Source organism: Luteibacter sp. (genome assembly GCF_051958795.1).
Classification (GTDB): domain Bacteria; phylum Pseudomonadota; class Gammaproteobacteria; order Xanthomonadales; family Rhodanobacteraceae; genus Luteibacter.
The window spans coordinates 1-14,939 of record NZ_JBQCFT010000072.1; the positions used below are offsets into that span (position 1 = coordinate 1).

The following is a 14,939-nucleotide window of genomic DNA, read 5'->3' on the forward strand; positions in this document are numbered from 1 at the left end:
TTGCCGCTCTCGCCCTCATCGCCGTCGCCGCCCTGTCGGGCTGCAACAAGAGCGAAGACAACGCTGCCCCGGCCCCGGCCGCCGCTTCGACCGCTCCGGCTGCTCCGGCTGCCGACGCTGCTGCCCCGGCCGCTGCTTCGACCGCTCCGGCTGCTGACGCTGCTGCTCCGGCCGCCGCGTCGACGGCTCCGGCCACGGACGCCGCCCCGGCTCCGGCTTCGACCGCTTCGGGCCAGTAATTGCCCCGAAGGCCGGGCGCCTCGCGGCGCCCTGGTCGGAAGAAGAACGCCGCCCCCGGGCGGCGTTTTTTTTGCCCGCGGATCCATGACCGGTGGCCATGGTGCGGATGGCGCGGATCGGGCAGGCTAGGGCGGTTATGCCGTCCCACTGCCACAGGAACCGCACCATGACGCGTCGCTTGCTGCCGTACTCGTTGCTCGCCCTTTCCCTCGCTGTAAGCGCCGGCCTCGCCGCCGCGCAGACCGCCCCCATGACGCCGGACATCCCGGCCAGCTACGACGCGCCCACGGCGGCGAACGACTTCATCAAGCGGGTGGTGGAAATCCCCATGCGCGATGGCGTCACCCTGCATACGGTCATCGTGATCCCCAAGGGCGCGAAGCATGCGCCGATCCTGCTGACCCGCACGCCGTACAACGCCGATGGCCGCGCCGCCCGCGCGGAGGCGCACACCATGCGCGACCTGCTGCCCCAGGGTGACGAAGTGTTCGTCGATGCCGGCTACATCCGCGTGTTCCAGGACGTGCGCGGCAAGTACGGCTCGAAGGGCGACTACGTGATGACCCGGCCGCTGGTCGGCCCGCTCAACGATACAAAGGTCGACCACTCCACCGACGCCTACGACACGATCGACTGGCTGGTGAAGAACCTGCCCGAGTCCAACGGCAAGGTCGGCATGCTCGGTTCCTCGTACGAGGGCTTCACCGTGGTGATGGCGCTGGTGAATCCGCACCCGGCGCTCAAGGTGGCCGCACCCGAGAGCCCGATGGTCGACGGCTGGATGGGTGACGACTGGTTCCACTACGGCGCCTTCCGCCAGACCAACTTCGATTACTTCACCGGCCAGACCACCAAGGCCGGCAAGGGCAGCTCGATCACCCGGGAAGGCTACGACGACTACGCGAACTTCCTGCGCGCCGGCTCGGCGGGCGATTACGCGAAGGCCAACGGCATCGAGTCGCTGCCGTACTGGCGCAAGGTCAGCGAGCACCCGGCCTATGACAGCTTCTGGTCGAACCAGGCGCTGGACAAGGTGATGGCGCAGCAGCCGCTGAAGGTGCCCACCATGTGGCTGCAGGGCCTGTGGGACCAGGAAGACATGTGGGGCGCGATCCACAGCTACGAGGCGGTCGAGCCGAAGGACAAGGGTAACGACAAGAACTACCTCGTGATGGGGCCGTGGCGGCACAGCCAGGTGAACTACGGCGCCGCCTCGCTGGGCGCGCTGAACTGGGATGGTGACACCGCCCTGCAGTTCCGCCGCGACGTGCTGCTCCCGTTCTTCAACCAGTACCTGGTCGATGGCGCGCCCAAGGCGAACACGCCGCCGGTCTTCCTCTACAACACCGGCGAGAACCACTGGGACCGCTTCAAGTCGTGGCCGCAGGCGAAGGGCACGAAGCCGTTGTTCCTCGAGGCGAACGGCGGCCTGTCGTTCACCGCGCCGGCTGCTGATGCGGCGAAGTACGACGAGTACGTCTCCGACCCGGCCAAGCCGGTGCCGTACGTGCCGCGTCCGGTCCACTTCGCCGACCGCCAGTCGTGGACGACCTGGCTGGTCCAGGACCAGCGCTTCGTCGATGGCCGCCCGGACGTGCTCACCTACGTGACCGAGCCGCTGAAGGCGCCCCTGCGCGTCGCCGGTGCGCCGCAGGTGAACCTGTACGCCTCCACCAGCGGCACCGACAGCGACTGGGTGGTGAAGCTGATCGACGTGTACCCGGACACCAATGCCACCGATCCGGCGATGGGCGGCTACGAGCTGTCGGTCTCGATGGATATCTTCCGCGGCCGCTACCGCGAAAGCTTCAGCGAGCCGAAGGCGCTCACGCCCAATACCCCGCTGCAGTACAAGTTCGGCCTGCCCACGGTGAACCACACCTTCCTCGCGGGCCACCGGGTGATGGTGCAGGTGCAGTCGTCGTGGTTCCCGCTGTACGACCGCAACCCCCAGACCTACGTGCCCAACATCTTCTTCGCCAAGCCCTCCGACTACGTGAAGGCCACGCAGCAGGTCTGGCACACCCCCGGCCAGGCCAGCGCCATCGAACTGCCGGTCGTCGAAAACAAATAACCCCCGCGGTCTCGTAGGAGCCCACCCTGTGGGCGACATCTCTCGCGATAACGCCGCAACCGCAGCGGCTTCCCCGCGAACGGCGTCGCTCACAGGGTGAGCTCCTACATATCTTCCCCAAACACCGCGCCATGCTTGGGGCCCCTCCGCCCGAGGATCGCCCCCATGGCCCGCCCGATCTGGACAGGTACGCTCACCTTCGGCCTGCTCAACGTGCCGATCCGCCTGATGACGGGTGAGCGGCGCACGGATATCCACTTCCGCATGCTCGACCAGCGCAGCAACACCCCGGTGCGCTACGAGCGGGTCAATGCCGATACCGGCGAGGAAGTGCCCTGGAAGGACATCGTCAAGGCCTTCGAGTACCAGAAGGGCAACTACGTCGTCCTCGAGGAAGAGGACATCAAGAGCGCGGCCAGCGATGCCCACGAGACCGTGGAGATCGACAGTTTCGTCGACGCCGCGGACATCGCGCCAGCGTATTTCGAGAAGCCCTACGGGCTGGCCCCGGCAAAGAAGGCCGAGAAGGGCTACGTGCTGCTGCGCGAGACACTGAAAAAGACCGGCAAGGTCGGGATCGCCCGCGTGGTAATCCGCACCCGCGAATACCTTGCCGCGGTGATGCCCGCCGGCGATGCGCTGCTGCTGAACATCCTGCGCTACGAGGCCGAACTGGTGGACCCGGAGGAATACGGCCTGCCGGCGAAGGAAACCTCGGCATACCGCATCACGCCGAAGGAAATCGAGATGGCCTCCGACCTGGTCAAGTCGATGGCCGGCAAGTGGAAACCCAGCGACTACCGCGACGATTTCCGCGACAAGCTGCGCAAGGCGATCGAGAAGCGCCTGAAGAGCAAGGGCGTCACCACCACGGTGAACGAGGATGACGAGCACGTGCCCGAGCATGCGACCACCAACGTGGTCGACTTCATGGAGCTGCTGAAGAAGAGCATCGGCGCGAACAAGCGCACACCGGCGAAGAAGGCCGCTACGAAGAAGGTCGCGGCGAAAAAGGCGCCTGCAAAGAAAACGGCGGCAAAGAAGGCCGCCGTCAAGAAAACCGCAACGCGCAAGGCACCCGCCAAAAAGCGCCGCGCCTGATCAGTACACCGTAGGAGCCCACCCTGTGGGCGACGCCTTTCGTACAGCCGCAACACGCATTGCGGGTCCTTCGCGAAAGATGTCGCCCACAGGGTGGGCTCCTACGACACTTATTTCTGCATCCGACGCAGCGAGGCCATCACCTCGTAGCACGCGCCCATGGTGTGGTAATCGGTTTTACCAGCGGGGCTCTTCTCGTCGTCGTACTTGCTGTTGTCGCGGTGCAGGATGCGGTACCACGCGCCGTACGTGTGGTCGACGAAGTGTTCCCAGCTATACGCCCAGATCCGCTGGTACCACTCGTCGTACTTCTTGTCGCCGGTGCCTTCGAACAGCAGCTGCGCGGCGGCCAGCGATTCGGCCTGCACCCAGAAGTACTTGTCGTCGTCGCACACCTCGCCTTCCGGCGCGAAACCGTAGGCGATGCCGCCGAATTCCTTGTCCCACGCCTTGTCCAGCGCCACGTCGAACAGGTGGCTGGCGGTCGACACGAACCACGGCTTATGCCGCGCGGTGCCCTTGGTGTAGCGCTCCAGCATCATGAGCAGCTTCGCCCACTCGGTCTGGTGGCCCGGCTGGAAACCCCACGGACGGAACAGGTGCTTCGGATTATCGAGGTTGTATTCCCAGTCGATCGTCCAGTTCTCGTGGTAGTGCTCCCAGATCAGCTTCTGCGGGGTCAGGCCCGCCTGGCGCTGGGTCATGTGGTCGGCCAGCAGCACGGCGCGGTCGAGGTAGCGATCTTCCTTCGTGGCTTCCCACGCGGCGATCATGGCCTCGGTCATGTGCATGTTGGCGTTCTGGCCGCGGTAGCCGGTGAAGTTCCAATCCTTGTCCGCTTCGTCGCGGTACAGGCCGTACTCCGGCTCCCAGTAACGCTGCTCGAGCAGGTCCCAGATCTCGCCCTGCCACGCGCGCGCTTCGTCGAAACCGACCTTCACGCCGCACGAGTAGGCCAGCAGCATGAACGCCAGGCCGTAGCAGTGGTTCATCTGGTCATCGGGCTTGCCGTCCCTGATGGTCCATGCATAGCCGCCCGTTGCCGGGTTGCGGTGCACTTCGCGCAGGTACTTCAGGCCGTGCATGGTGAGTTCCTTGTCTTCGGGCTTGCCGAATTCCAGGAACGCCATGGCGTGGTTGAACACGAAGCGGGTGCTCGAGACCAGGTGGCGATCGACCCGGTCGTACACCGAGCCATCGTCCTTGTAGTACTGGAAGAAGCCGCCGGCCTTGTCCACTTCGTTCGGCGCGTAGAACTTCATCGTGGTCGCGACGTGCTCGCGGAGCACGTTCACGTCATGGAAATTGGGGAGGGGGACGTTCGTCATGCGTGCTTCTCCATGAAGGCCTTGACTTCGGCCTGGTCGGGGATGGCGGTGAACGAGCCTTTGCGCGTCGCCGTGATGGCGCCACACGCGGCTGCGAAGCGGATCAGGTCGGTCAGGCGGGCCTCGTCGCCGACCAGGGCGTCGAGGTCGGCGTGCGTGGTGCCAGCCGCGGCGAGGCGCGCGAGCATGCCGCCCACGAAGGCGTCGCCAGCGGCGGTGGTGTCCACCGCATCGACCTTGTAACCCGGGATCACGCCGTTGGCGTGGCGGGTGAACCAGCGCATGGGCGCGGGGCCGTCGGTGATCAGGAGCAGGCGGGCCTTGCCTTCCCACAGGCGCTTCAGCACGGCCTCGTCGGAGCCGGCACCTTCATGCACCACGGCGAACTCTTCGGCGCTGAGCTTTATCACGTCCGCTTCGGAAAGCGTCTGCCACAGGCGGCCGAGCTGCGCATCCTGCTCATGGCCCTTCGGCCACAGCGCGGGGCGCAGGTTCATGTCGAAGCTGACCAGCGCACCGGCGGCGCGGGCGCGGCGCATGCCTTCGACCGTGGTCTCCGCGATGGCGCCTTCGGTCAGCGAGTTCGAGCAGACGTGGAAGATCGCCACGTCGTCGAAGGTTTCCTTGCGGAAGTGCTCCGGGCGGAACAGCAGGTCCGCGGCGGGCGGGCGGTAGAAGCTGAAGCTCCGGTCGCCGTTTTCGTCATGCGCCACGAAGGCGAGGGCGGTGCGCGCCTCGTCGGTACGCGCGACGTCCTCCACGCCGACGCCAAGGTCGGTGAGGCTCTTGAGCAGGAAGTCGCCGAACATGTCACGGGCCAGCATGCCGGCAAAGCGGGCATGGGCGCCGAGCAGGGCGGCGGCGACGGCAACGTTGGCGGGTGCGCCGCCAGCGAAGGGAACGAAGGCGGGAGGCTGACCGGCGCCGCCCTGGGGCTGTGCGTGGAAATCGATCAGCGCCTCGCCGAAGCAGAGGATGGAAGACTTGCTTACGGCCTGTCCTTGGTGCGGGTAAAAAATACGACGGCCGGTGGTGTGCCGGCCGTCGCCATGGAGGGTCTTAGCGGGCGGCGACAGGCGTGCCGCGGACCTTGGAGCCGGAAATACCGAAGAACACGATGTACAGGTAGCAGATCAGCGGGATGAAGAACGCGTGCTGCAGGCCGATCTGGTCGGCGATGACGCCCTGGATCCAGGGGATCAGCGCGCCACCGACGATGGCCATGATGAGCAGGGAGGAAGCCTTGCCCGTCAGCGGACCCATGCGCTCGATGCCCAGCGAGAAGATCGTCGGGAACATGATCGAGTTGAACAGGCCGATGGCCACGATGCTGTACGTCGCGACGAAGCCGGTGGTCATCATGGTGGTGACGACGAGCAGGCAGTTGATCACGGCGAACACGGCGAGCAGCTTGCGCGGCGAGAACGCGGCCAGCAGGGCCGAGCCGATGAAGCGGCCGACCATCGCGCCGCCCCAGTAGAACGCCACGTGGTTCGCGGCGACCGGGCCAGTCATGTTGCCGATCTCCGGCACCTGCAGGTAGTTGATCATGAAGCTGCCGATCGACACTTCGCCGCCGACGTAGAAGAAGATGCCGAGCACGCCGAAGAACACGTGCGGGGTCTTCAGGGCGTCCATCAGCGAATGCTGGTGGTCGTCGGCCTTCTCGGTGGTTTCCTCGAGCTTGGGCAGGTTGAACAGGTACACGCCGATGGCGAGCAGCACCAGCACGACGGCCAGGCCGATGTATGGGCCCTGCACCGAGCCGGCTTCCTGCGCGCGGTAGGTGACCTGCTCGGCGGCCGACATCGCGGCGATATCGGTGCTCGACTTCACTTCCTTCGAGAGGATCAGGATGCCGCCGAAGAACGGCGCCAGGAAGGTGCCGAACGAGTTCAGGGCCTGGGCGAGGGTGAGGCGGCTGGAGGCCGTCTTCTCGGGGCCGAGCAGCGCGACGTACGGGTTGGCCGCCACCTGCAGCACGGTGATGCCCGTGGCCAGGATGAACAGCGCGCCGAGGAAGAATTCATACACGCGCATGCCGGCGGCCGGCCAGAACAGCGCGGCGCCGATGCCGGTGATGATCAGGCCGGCGACGATGCCCTTCTTGTAGCCGAGCGCGGCGACGAGCTTGCCGGCGGGCAGCGACATGATGAAGTACGCGCCGAAGAACGTGAACTGGATGAGCAGCGCCTGCGCGTAGTTCAGCTCGAACACGGCCTTCAGGTGCGGGATCAGGATGTCGTTGAGGCAGGTGATGAAGCCCCACATGAAGAAGATGGTGCTCATCACGCCCAGGGCGAGCGGGAAGAAGGTGTAACGGTTGTCGCCCGGGGCCGACGAAGTCGTCGACGAGTTGGGCAATGGCGTGGATCCGGTGGCCATGGGGCGCTCCATTGTTTGGGTCAGGGGGAGGACGGGGCGCAGCTGCTTTCGCGAACGACGAGCCGCACGGGCGCGATCGTATAAGCTGTTTCCGTCTCGGGATTGCGAAGTCTTTCCAGGATGAGTTCGGCGCTGCGCCGGCCCAGGCCGCGCGGATCCACCGCGACGGTGGTGAGGGGCGGCACGCACACCGAGGCCTCTGCGACGTCATCGAAGCCGGTGAGGGCGAAATCCTCGCCCGGGCGCCGGCCGCGCTTGGTCAGGCCAAGCATAAGCCCGAGCGCGACGGCATCGTTGTAGCAAACCGCCGCCGTGGGTGCCGGATCCCGCGCAAAAAGCGCGCCGGTCTGGCGGGCGGCTTCCAGGCGCGTCGGCGCGCTCTCGATCAGCCATGCCGGGTCGACCTTGAGGCCGGCCGCCTTCATGGCATCGGCGTAGCCGCGGCGGCGCTGTTCCACCGAGCTGGAATCGCGGTGGCCGCCAAAGAAGGCGATGCGCTGGTGGCCCAGCTCGATCAGGTGCTGCGTGGCGAGCCGCGCACCGTGCTCGTTATCCATCTCCAGCGTGTCCCAACGGTGCGAGCCCTCGTCATCGGGCAGCTCGCGGTTGAAGACCAGCAGGGGCGTATGCATGCCCACCGCCGTCAGCACGCGCTCGCCATCGCTGCCTTCGGCGGGCGAGAGGATGATGCCGGCCGGGCCGTGCTCGATCATGGAGTTGAGCACCGCCTGCTGGCGCTCGGGCGATTCGCCCGTGTTGCCCAGCAGGGTGACGTAGCCGGCGCTGGCGAGGGTTTCGTCGGCCCCCGCGGCGAATTCGGCGAAGAACGGGTTGCCCAGGTCGTTGATGACCAGGCCGATGCTCGAGGAGGTCCGCCGGCGCAGGTTGGCCGCCGCGCGGTTGTAGACGTACCCTTGGCGCTTCAGTTCGGCTTCCACCCGGGCCCCGGTGGCCGAGTTCACCAGGGGGCTGCCGCGCAGCACCAGCGATACGGTCGCTCGCGACACATCGCATCCCTGGGCGATGTCGGCCAACGTGACCTTGCGGCGCTGCGGGGTTGTCCTCGCCATCGTGACTCCTTCAAACGATTCAAACGATCTAAACCGCGCGATGATCGCGCGCCGGGCCATGGGATGCATCACGCACTGCAACATGCGTGCATCCGCTATCTTTGCTACGTTCGACGCGTTTGTCACGATCCAAATGATCGTGACCCCTTTTCAGACTGTTCAGTCCACTCCTGGGGAGAAACCGATGTCCCGTTCCACGCGCCTGCGCCGCGGCCTGCTGGCCGCTGCCCTGTCCCTCGCCCTGCCGGCCCTGGCCGTCGCGGCTTCCAGCGGCAAGGGCACCAGTGCCTGGTCGGCGGTGGATCCGATGATCGGTACGGGTGGCGACGGCCATACCTTCCCGGGCGCGACGGTGCCCTTCTGCATGGTCCAGCTCTCGCCGGACACGGCCATGCCGGACTTCAAGCACGCCTATAAGTGGGCCGCCGGCTACCAGTACGGCGATTCGAGCATCCTGGGCTTCTCGCATACGCACTTCTCCGGTAGCGGCCATTCCGACCTGGGCGACGTGCTCGTCATGCCCATCGCCGGCGACGTGAAGCTGGACCCCGGCTCCCCCGACCAGCCCGGTAGCGGCTATCGCTCGCGGTTTTCCCATGCGAGCGAAAAGGCCGAGGCAGGTTACTACGCGGTCACCCTCAGCGACTACGACGTTCGCGCCGAGCTGACGGCAAATGCGCGGGTCGGCTTCCACCGCTATACCTTCCCCAAGGGCAAGCCGGCCCACGTGCTGCTCGACCTGCGCCCCAGCATCTATGACTACGAGGGCAAGGTGCTCTGGTCCACGCTGCGCGTGCGCACCGACGGCACGGTGACCGGTGGCCGCACCACCCGCGGCTGGGCGCCGGGCCGCCAGCTGTACTTCGCCATGCGTTTCAACCAGCCGATGACCTCGCGCGAGCTGAAGAACCGCGAAGAGAAGATCGTCTACCGCGGCTTCGGCGGCCCGGGCAACCGCAACGACGATGTCGACGGCATCAGCGGCCGCGCCCTGGAAGGCGTCTTTGACTTCGGCAACCTGGACAAGCCGCTGGTCGCCAAGGTGGCCATCTCCACCGTGAGCGAGGACAACGCCATCGCCAACCTGGACAAGGATGGCGCGGGCTTCGACTTCGATGCCCGTCGCGCGGACGCCCGCGCGCTGTGGGAGAAGACCCTCTCGGTGGTGGACCTGCAGGCCCCGGCCGAGACTCGCAAGACCTTCTATACGGCGCTGTACCACGCGATGCTCTCGCCGACGCTCTCCATGGACGTCAACGGCCAGTACCGCGGCCCGGATAACCAGGTGCACGAGGCCAAGGGCTTCGATTTCTATTCCACCTGGTCGCTGTGGGACGTGTACCGCGCCCAGCAGCCGCTGATGACCCTGCTGGAGCCGAACAAGAGCAACGATTTCGTGAGCTCGCTGATCGCCGCGCGCGAGGCCAGCCCGTTCGGGATCCTGCCGGTGTGGTCGTACGGCGGCATGGAAACCTGGTGCATGATCGGCTACCACGCGGTGCCAGTGATCGCCGATGCGTACGTTAAGGGCATCCGCGGCTACGACGCCAGGAAGGCGCTCGACGCGATGGTAGCCAGCGCCACCTATGGCCCATACGGCGGCCTCGATGACTACATGAAGCTCGGCTTCGTGCCGATCGACCACCAGCCGGAAGCCGCCTCGAAGACCGTGGAATACGCGTTCGACGACTGGTCGCTGGCCCAGGCCGCCAAGGCGATGGGCAAGGACGACGTGGCCGCCACCTTCATGAAGCGCGCCGGCAACTGGAAGAACAGCTTCGATGCGAAGACCGGCTTCCTGCGTGCGCGCAAGGCCGATGGCAATTACCGTGAGCCGTTCGATCCGTCGTCGGCCGCGTACGGCAGCGATTACACCGAAGGCAACGCGTGGCAGTACTCGTGGTACGTGCCGCAGGACGTGGCGGCGCTGATCCAGACCCTCGGCGGCGCGGATGCGTTCGTGAAGAAGCTGGATTCCGTGTTCGACGCGAAGGTGGATCCGAAGTCGTTTGCCCATGTGGAAGACATCACCGGCCTGATCGGCTGGTATGCGCACGGCAACGAGCCGAGCCACCACGTGGCTTACCTGTACGACTACGCCGGCCAGCCCTGGAAGACCCAGGAGCGCCTGACCCAGATCATGAAGACCCAGTACACGCCGACCCCGACGGGCCTGGTGGGTAACGATGACCTTGGCCAGATGTCGGCCTGGTACGTCTTCAGCTCGCTGGGCTTCTACCCGGTGGCCCCGGGCAGCAGCCAGTACGTGATCGGCCGCCCCTTCATCGAGAAGGCCACGCTGAACCTGCAGAACGGCAAGCGCTTCACGGTCTCCACCGACCACCTCGATGCCAAGCACCCGTACGTCGGCAAGGTCACGCTGAACGGCAAGGACCTCAACCGAACTTGGGTGACCCACGAGGAGCTCACCGCGGGCGGCGAACTGCACTTCTCCATGCAGGCCGAACCGTCGAAGTGGGGCACCGCTGCCGACGCTGCGCCGTACTCGATGAGCACCACCGAAAAGTAAACGCGCGCTAAGGCAACCGTCACGCGAGCTTCACGCTCGCGTGCCGTCCAATATCGCCCAAACCTGACGGGCGCAACGCTCCCTGGTGGTAGGTTTTCCGGGTTATTCCGGGGACTTACGGCAGCAGGGGCGGTGCGCCCGTCGTTCGTTCCACAGGGCGGGGCATGCATAAGCAGCGCGTGAAAGACCACAACGTTTACAATGCCCGTTCACTTTGGGCAGGAGTCGTCGTGGGGATGACGAACGCATGATCGCTCGTATCGGGCTGGGCTGGCGCCTCGTGGGCCTGCTGGCCGCCATGCTGGTCAGCGTGGCATTGCCTTACATCATTACCCGGTCCAGTTCGGAAGACGCGCTGAACTCGCGCGATTGGGTCACACATACCGCCGATATCAAGGCGAGTACCTATCGGATCGACGCGATCCTGCGCAGCAGTGAGGCAGCCATCTACACGATGATCGCCGGCGGCGCGGTCGACAAGGACCTGGAGGACCGGGCGCTCTACGTGGAGACCCGGCTGCCGGGCGTCATAGCGGGCCTGCGCGAGATGGTCCGCGACAACCCCGAACAGGTGGCCCGCCTCGGTGGCCTTGAAAGCATTGCCAAGGGGCGCGGTGAGCTGACCCGCAAGGCGCTGGACAGGCTGAAGGCCGGCGATCGCGATGGCGCCTTTGCCGCTATGGAAGATGCCCGGCAGATGTTCCCGTTCCGCGACCGCGTCGTGGAGATCCTGGCCGAGGAGTCGAAGCTGCAGGATGCCCGCCGTGCGAACGCGCGTGGTACGGCCACCGATAACCGCCTGGTACTTGGCGTCGCGGCGCTGGCGCAGATCGCCCTGTTGGTCATCGTCGTGGTGGTATCCGAGCGGCAGATCGCGATCCGGCTTGCCGCGGAATCGCGGGCGTCCGACGCGGTGCGCCGTTCACAGCTGATCGTGCAGGCCGTGCGCGAGCCCATCGCGATGCTGGATACGGGCCTGCGCACGCTGCTGGTCAATACCGCATTCGCCGAGCTCTATGGCTTCGATACCGATGACGAGCAGGCCCATGTGCCGCTGCGCGACATCGGTAACGGTGCGTGGGATGACCCCGCGCTGCTGCAGCGCCTGAACGATGTGATCGCCCGCGACCGCGAACTGTGGGATTACGAGCTGACCCAGCGCACCGTCGACGGGATCGATCGCTTCGTCGTGATCAACGCGCGACGCATCGAGGAGCCGGATTCGCCGGATCCCGCACTGTTGATCACGGTGAGCGACATCACCGCGCGTGCGCTGGTCGAGCAGAAGGTCAACGAGCTCAACCGCCAGTTGGAAGGCAAGGTGGAGCAGGTCTCCGACGTGAACCGCGAGCTCGAGGCCTTCAGCTATTCGGTATCGCACGACCTGCGCGCGCCGCTGCGGCACATCTCCGGTTTCGCCGGCAAGCTGGAATCCCACCTGGGCGACCAGGCGGACGACCGCGTACGTCATTACATCGACGTGATCAGCAGCTCTTCACGGCGCATGGCGCAGCTCATCGACGACCTGCTGGTGTTCTCGCGCCTGGGTCGCGGTGCGCTGAGACTGCAGCCGGTGGATATGCAATCGCTGGTCGACGAGGCGCGGGCCCTGGTTGAGACCGACGCCCGCGACCGCCATATCGAGTGGAGCGTCGCCCCGCTGCCGATCGTCGTGGGTGACGAGAACATGCTGCGCACGGTGTGGCAGAACCTTCTCGGCAATGCCGTGAAGTACACCGCCAACCGTGAGGTCGGCCGCATCGAGATCGGCGTGGAGCGCATGCCCGCGGGCGATTACGAGTTCTCGGTGCGCGATAACGGCGCCGGCTTCGACATGCAATACGCCAGCAAGCTCTTCGGCGTATTCCAGCGCCTGCATCGCGCTTCCGAATTCCCCGGCAACGGCATTGGCCTTGCCAACGTACGACGCATCATCGCGCGCCATGGTGGCCGCACATGGGCCGAAGGTGAAACCGACCGCGGTGCCGTATTCCATTTCTCGTTGCCGGCCTCCGACCTACCGGGCGCCCGCATGGGTGACGCATGAACAGTCCCGATATCCGTACCATCCTGCTGGTTGAAGATTCGCCGGCCGACGCCGAAATGGCGATTGATGCCCTGCGCGAGGCGAACCTCGCCAATCCCGTGGTCCACGTCGAAGACGGCGTCGACTGCATGGACTGGCTGAATCGCCGTGGCCGTTACGTGGATCGCCCCGAGAGCGATCCTGCGGTGATCCTGCTCGATATCAAGATGCCGCGGAAAGATGGCCTCGAAGTGTTGAAGGAGCTGCGCACGGATGATCGCTGGAAGCGCGTGCCGGTGGTGATCCTTTCCTCCTCGCGCGAGGAAAGCGACCTGGCCCGTAGCTGGGACCTCGGTGTGAACGCCTACGTGCTGAAGCCGGTGGATGTGCAACAGTTCTTCACGGCCGTGCAGACGCTCGGCCACTTCTGGGCGGTGCTGAACCAGCGCCCGGAGAGCGAATAAGGTTCGGGCGGGCAGGCTATGAACGGGCAGACGCAGAAAGTCAGGATCCTGCAGGTCGAGGACAACGAGCTCGATGCCGAGCTGGTGATGTCCGAGCTGGAGGAAGACGGCCTCGACTACGAGGTGCGGCTCGTCGATGACGAGCAGGCCTACGTGGCCGCGCTGGAAGATTTCCGGCCGGACATCGTGCTTTCCGACCTGAGCATGCCGCACTTCAGCGGCGAGCGCGCGCTGCAGATCCTGCGCGAGCGCTCCAGCGATGTGCCCTTCATCTTCATCTCGGCCACGCTCGGCGAAGAGGCCGCGATCGAGGCATTGCGCAGCGGTGCCACCGATTACATCCTGAAGCAGAACACGGCGCGCCTGGCGTCAGCGGTACGCCGGGCCCTGCGCGAGGCGGATGAACTCAAGGCGCGCATGCGTGCCGAACAGGAACTGATCCGCGCGCAGCGTTTCGAGAGCCTGGCGCTGCTCGCGGGCGGCCTGTCGCACGACCTGCGCAACCTGCTCCAGCCGCTGTTGCTGGCTGGCGATACGCTGGAAGACTATGCGGACGATCCGCGCCTTGCGCGTCTCGGTACCCTGGTGCGCGACTGCGGGCGCCGTGGCCTCGAGATGGTCTCGTCCATGCTCTCCTTCGCCCGTGGCGCGCGCCGCGCCGAGCAGGTGAAGCTCGGTGCGCTGACCGATGCGCTGAAACTGCTGATGCAGGGCAGCGTGCCGCGCTCGGTGCAGATGAGCGTCGACGTTTACGATCCCGATGTCGCATTCGAGGGCAACCACACCGAGCTGCAGCAGTGCATGCTCAACCTCTGCCTCAATGCGATCCAGGCCATGCCGGAAGGCGGCAAGCTGCGCATCGAGACCGCCCAGGTCACGCTGGCCGAAGACTTCTTCAGCGACGACGAGACCACGGTCGCCGGGCGTTACCTGCGCATCTCCGTCATCGATACGGGTGCGGGCATGCCGCCCGAGGTGTTGCAGCGCCTGTTCGAGCCGTTCTTCACCACCAAGGAATCCGGGACCGGCCTGGGCCTGCTTTCGTGCAAGCGCATCGTCGCCAGCCACGGCGGCCTGATGCGCGTGCGCAGCCGCGTGGGTGAAGGCACCGAGTTCCATCTCTACCTTCCGCTCGGCGTGGAAGAGAGCGACCTTGGCGAGCTGCCGGTCATCGAGCCCTACCTGCAGGGCGAAGCCGAGCGCGTGCTCGTGGTCGTCGAGGAAGCCATGCAGCTCTCGCTGCTCGCCGACACGCTGGATACCTACGGCTACCAGGCCGGCGCAAGCCAGAGCGGTACCGCGGCGCTGCAGTGGATCGAAGCCCACGGTGTGCCCGATCTCGTGGTGATGGATGCGGACATGAACCTGTTCACCGGCGTCCGCACGCTCGCCGCGCTGCTCGACCACGGCTACACGGGTGCCGTGCTCCTGCTCGCGCGCCCCGACGCGCCGCCGAACCTCGACGAACTCCCCGACATCAAGCACCTCTACCTGATCGACAAACCCCTCCAGTCCCGCGCACTGCTGAAGAAAGTCCGCGAAGCCCTGGAAGCCAGCCAGCCAAGCCTGCCGACCGCCTGAGCCTGCACCTGTGGGAGCGGGGGGGGGGGCCCCGGGGGGGTGCCCGCCCCCCCGCCCGCCCCCCCCCGCCCCCCCCCCCCCCGGGGGACGGCGCCGGCGCAGCCCGCCCCCCCCACGGGGCGGGGCCCCACCGCACAACC

10 protein-coding genes and 1 pseudogene are annotated in these 14,939 nt (G+C 66.2%); 7 read left to right on the forward strand and 4 right to left on the reverse strand.

The features are described from left to right. The 3 genes and pseudogenes from ACTHLF_RS03975 to ku all read left to right on the forward strand — a co-directional run. Positions 1-239: pseudogene (locus ACTHLF_RS03975) on the forward strand (peptidase); the annotation flags it as partial. 167 nt (positions 240-406) lie between these two features. After that, positions 407-2,314, forward strand: coding sequence for a CocE/NonD family hydrolase (locus ACTHLF_RS03980; protein ID WP_440325068.1), 1,908 nt, complete (start codon positions 407-409; stop codon positions 2,312-2,314). A gap of 165 nt (positions 2,315-2,479) precedes the next feature. Beyond that, positions 2,480-3,415 carry a non-homologous end joining protein Ku gene (gene ku, locus ACTHLF_RS03985; protein ID WP_440325070.1) on the forward strand — a complete coding sequence of 312 codons (936 nt, stop codon included), beginning with the start codon at positions 2,480-2,482 and terminating at the stop codon, positions 3,413-3,415. Positions 3,416-3,525: 110 nt separating this feature from the next. On the opposite strand, the gene ACTHLF_RS03990 is transcribed toward ku, so the two are convergent. From ACTHLF_RS03990 to ACTHLF_RS04005, 4 genes are read right to left on the reverse strand one after another with little or no spacing between them, the layout of a single operon-like run. After that, positions 3,526-4,743: an AGE family epimerase/isomerase gene (locus tag ACTHLF_RS03990; RefSeq protein ID WP_440325072.1), complete on the reverse strand. Its 1,218-nt coding sequence runs from the start codon at positions 4,741-4,743 to the stop codon at positions 3,526-3,528. Next, complete coding sequence (locus tag ACTHLF_RS03995) at positions 4,740-5,762, reverse strand: carbohydrate kinase family protein (RefSeq protein ID WP_440325084.1); 1,023 nt, start codon at positions 5,760-5,762, stop codon at positions 4,740-4,742. The genes ACTHLF_RS03990 and ACTHLF_RS03995 overlap by 4 nt, the downstream gene beginning before the upstream one ends. Positions 5,763-5,802: 40 nt before the next feature. Next, on the reverse strand, positions 5,803-7,128 hold the full coding sequence (fucP, locus tag ACTHLF_RS04000) for an L-fucose:H+ symporter permease (RefSeq protein ID WP_440325074.1): 1,326 nt from the start codon (positions 7,126-7,128) through the stop codon (positions 5,803-5,805). Positions 7,129-7,148: 20 nt separating this feature from the next. Continuing rightward, a complete protein-coding gene (locus ACTHLF_RS04005; RefSeq protein WP_440325075.1) occupies positions 7,149-8,198 on the reverse strand; it encodes a LacI family DNA-binding transcriptional regulator in 1,050 nt (349 codons plus the stop codon). Between the two features lie 184 nt (positions 8,199-8,382). Here ACTHLF_RS04005 and ACTHLF_RS04010 point away from each other — a divergent pair, with 184 nt between their 5' ends. The 4 genes from ACTHLF_RS04010 to ACTHLF_RS04025 all read left to right on the forward strand — a co-directional run bounded on the left by ACTHLF_RS04010 (position 8,383) and on the right by ACTHLF_RS04025 (position 14,799). Then, on the forward strand, positions 8,383-10,728 hold the full coding sequence (locus ACTHLF_RS04010) for a GH92 family glycosyl hydrolase (protein ID WP_440325076.1): 2,346 nt from the start codon (positions 8,383-8,385) through the stop codon (positions 10,726-10,728). Between the two features lie 247 nt (positions 10,729-10,975). Beyond that, on the forward strand, positions 10,976-12,775 hold the full coding sequence (locus ACTHLF_RS04015; protein WP_440325078.1) for a sensor histidine kinase: 1,800 nt from the start codon (positions 10,976-10,978) through the stop codon (positions 12,773-12,775). Further along, entirely contained in the window at positions 12,772-13,218 is a 447-nt protein-coding gene (locus tag ACTHLF_RS04020; protein WP_440325080.1) for a response regulator, read from the forward strand. The genes ACTHLF_RS04015 and ACTHLF_RS04020 overlap by 4 nt, the downstream gene beginning before the upstream one ends. A gap of 18 nt (positions 13,219-13,236) precedes the next feature. Continuing rightward, a complete protein-coding gene (locus ACTHLF_RS04025) occupies positions 13,237-14,799 on the forward strand; it encodes a response regulator (RefSeq protein ID WP_440325082.1) in 1,563 nt (520 codons plus the stop codon). Positions 14,800-14,939 lie beyond the last annotated feature (140 nt).

What these genes read in the sequence shown, in the direction of transcription:
- ACTHLF_RS03980 (WP_440325068.1), top strand. Translation starts at nt 407, where the DNA reads ATGACGCGTCGCTTGCTGCCGTACTCGTTGCTCGCCCTTTCCCTCGCT.
- ku (WP_440325070.1), top strand. Translation starts at nt 2,480, where the DNA reads ATGGCCCGCCCGATCTGGACAGGTACGCTCACCTTCGGCCTGCTCAAC.
- ACTHLF_RS03990 (WP_440325072.1), bottom strand. Translation starts at nt 4,743, where the DNA reads ATGACGAACGTCCCCCTCCCCAATTTCCATGACGTGAACGTGCTCCGC.
- fucP (WP_440325074.1), bottom strand. Translation starts at nt 7,128, where the DNA reads ATGGCCACCGGATCCACGCCATTGCCCAACTCGTCGACGACTTCGTCG.
- ACTHLF_RS04005 (WP_440325075.1), bottom strand. Translation starts at nt 8,198, where the DNA reads ATGGCGAGGACAACCCCGCAGCGCCGCAAGGTCACGTTGGCCGACATC.
- ACTHLF_RS04010 (WP_440325076.1), top strand. Translation starts at nt 8,383, where the DNA reads ATGTCCCGTTCCACGCGCCTGCGCCGCGGCCTGCTGGCCGCTGCCCTG.
- ACTHLF_RS04015 (WP_440325078.1), top strand. Translation starts at nt 10,976, where the DNA reads ATGATCGCTCGTATCGGGCTGGGCTGGCGCCTCGTGGGCCTGCTGGCC.
- ACTHLF_RS04020 (WP_440325080.1), top strand. Translation starts at nt 12,772, where the DNA reads ATGAACAGTCCCGATATCCGTACCATCCTGCTGGTTGAAGATTCGCCG.
- ACTHLF_RS04025 (WP_440325082.1), top strand. Translation starts at nt 13,237, where the DNA reads ATGAACGGGCAGACGCAGAAAGTCAGGATCCTGCAGGTCGAGGACAAC.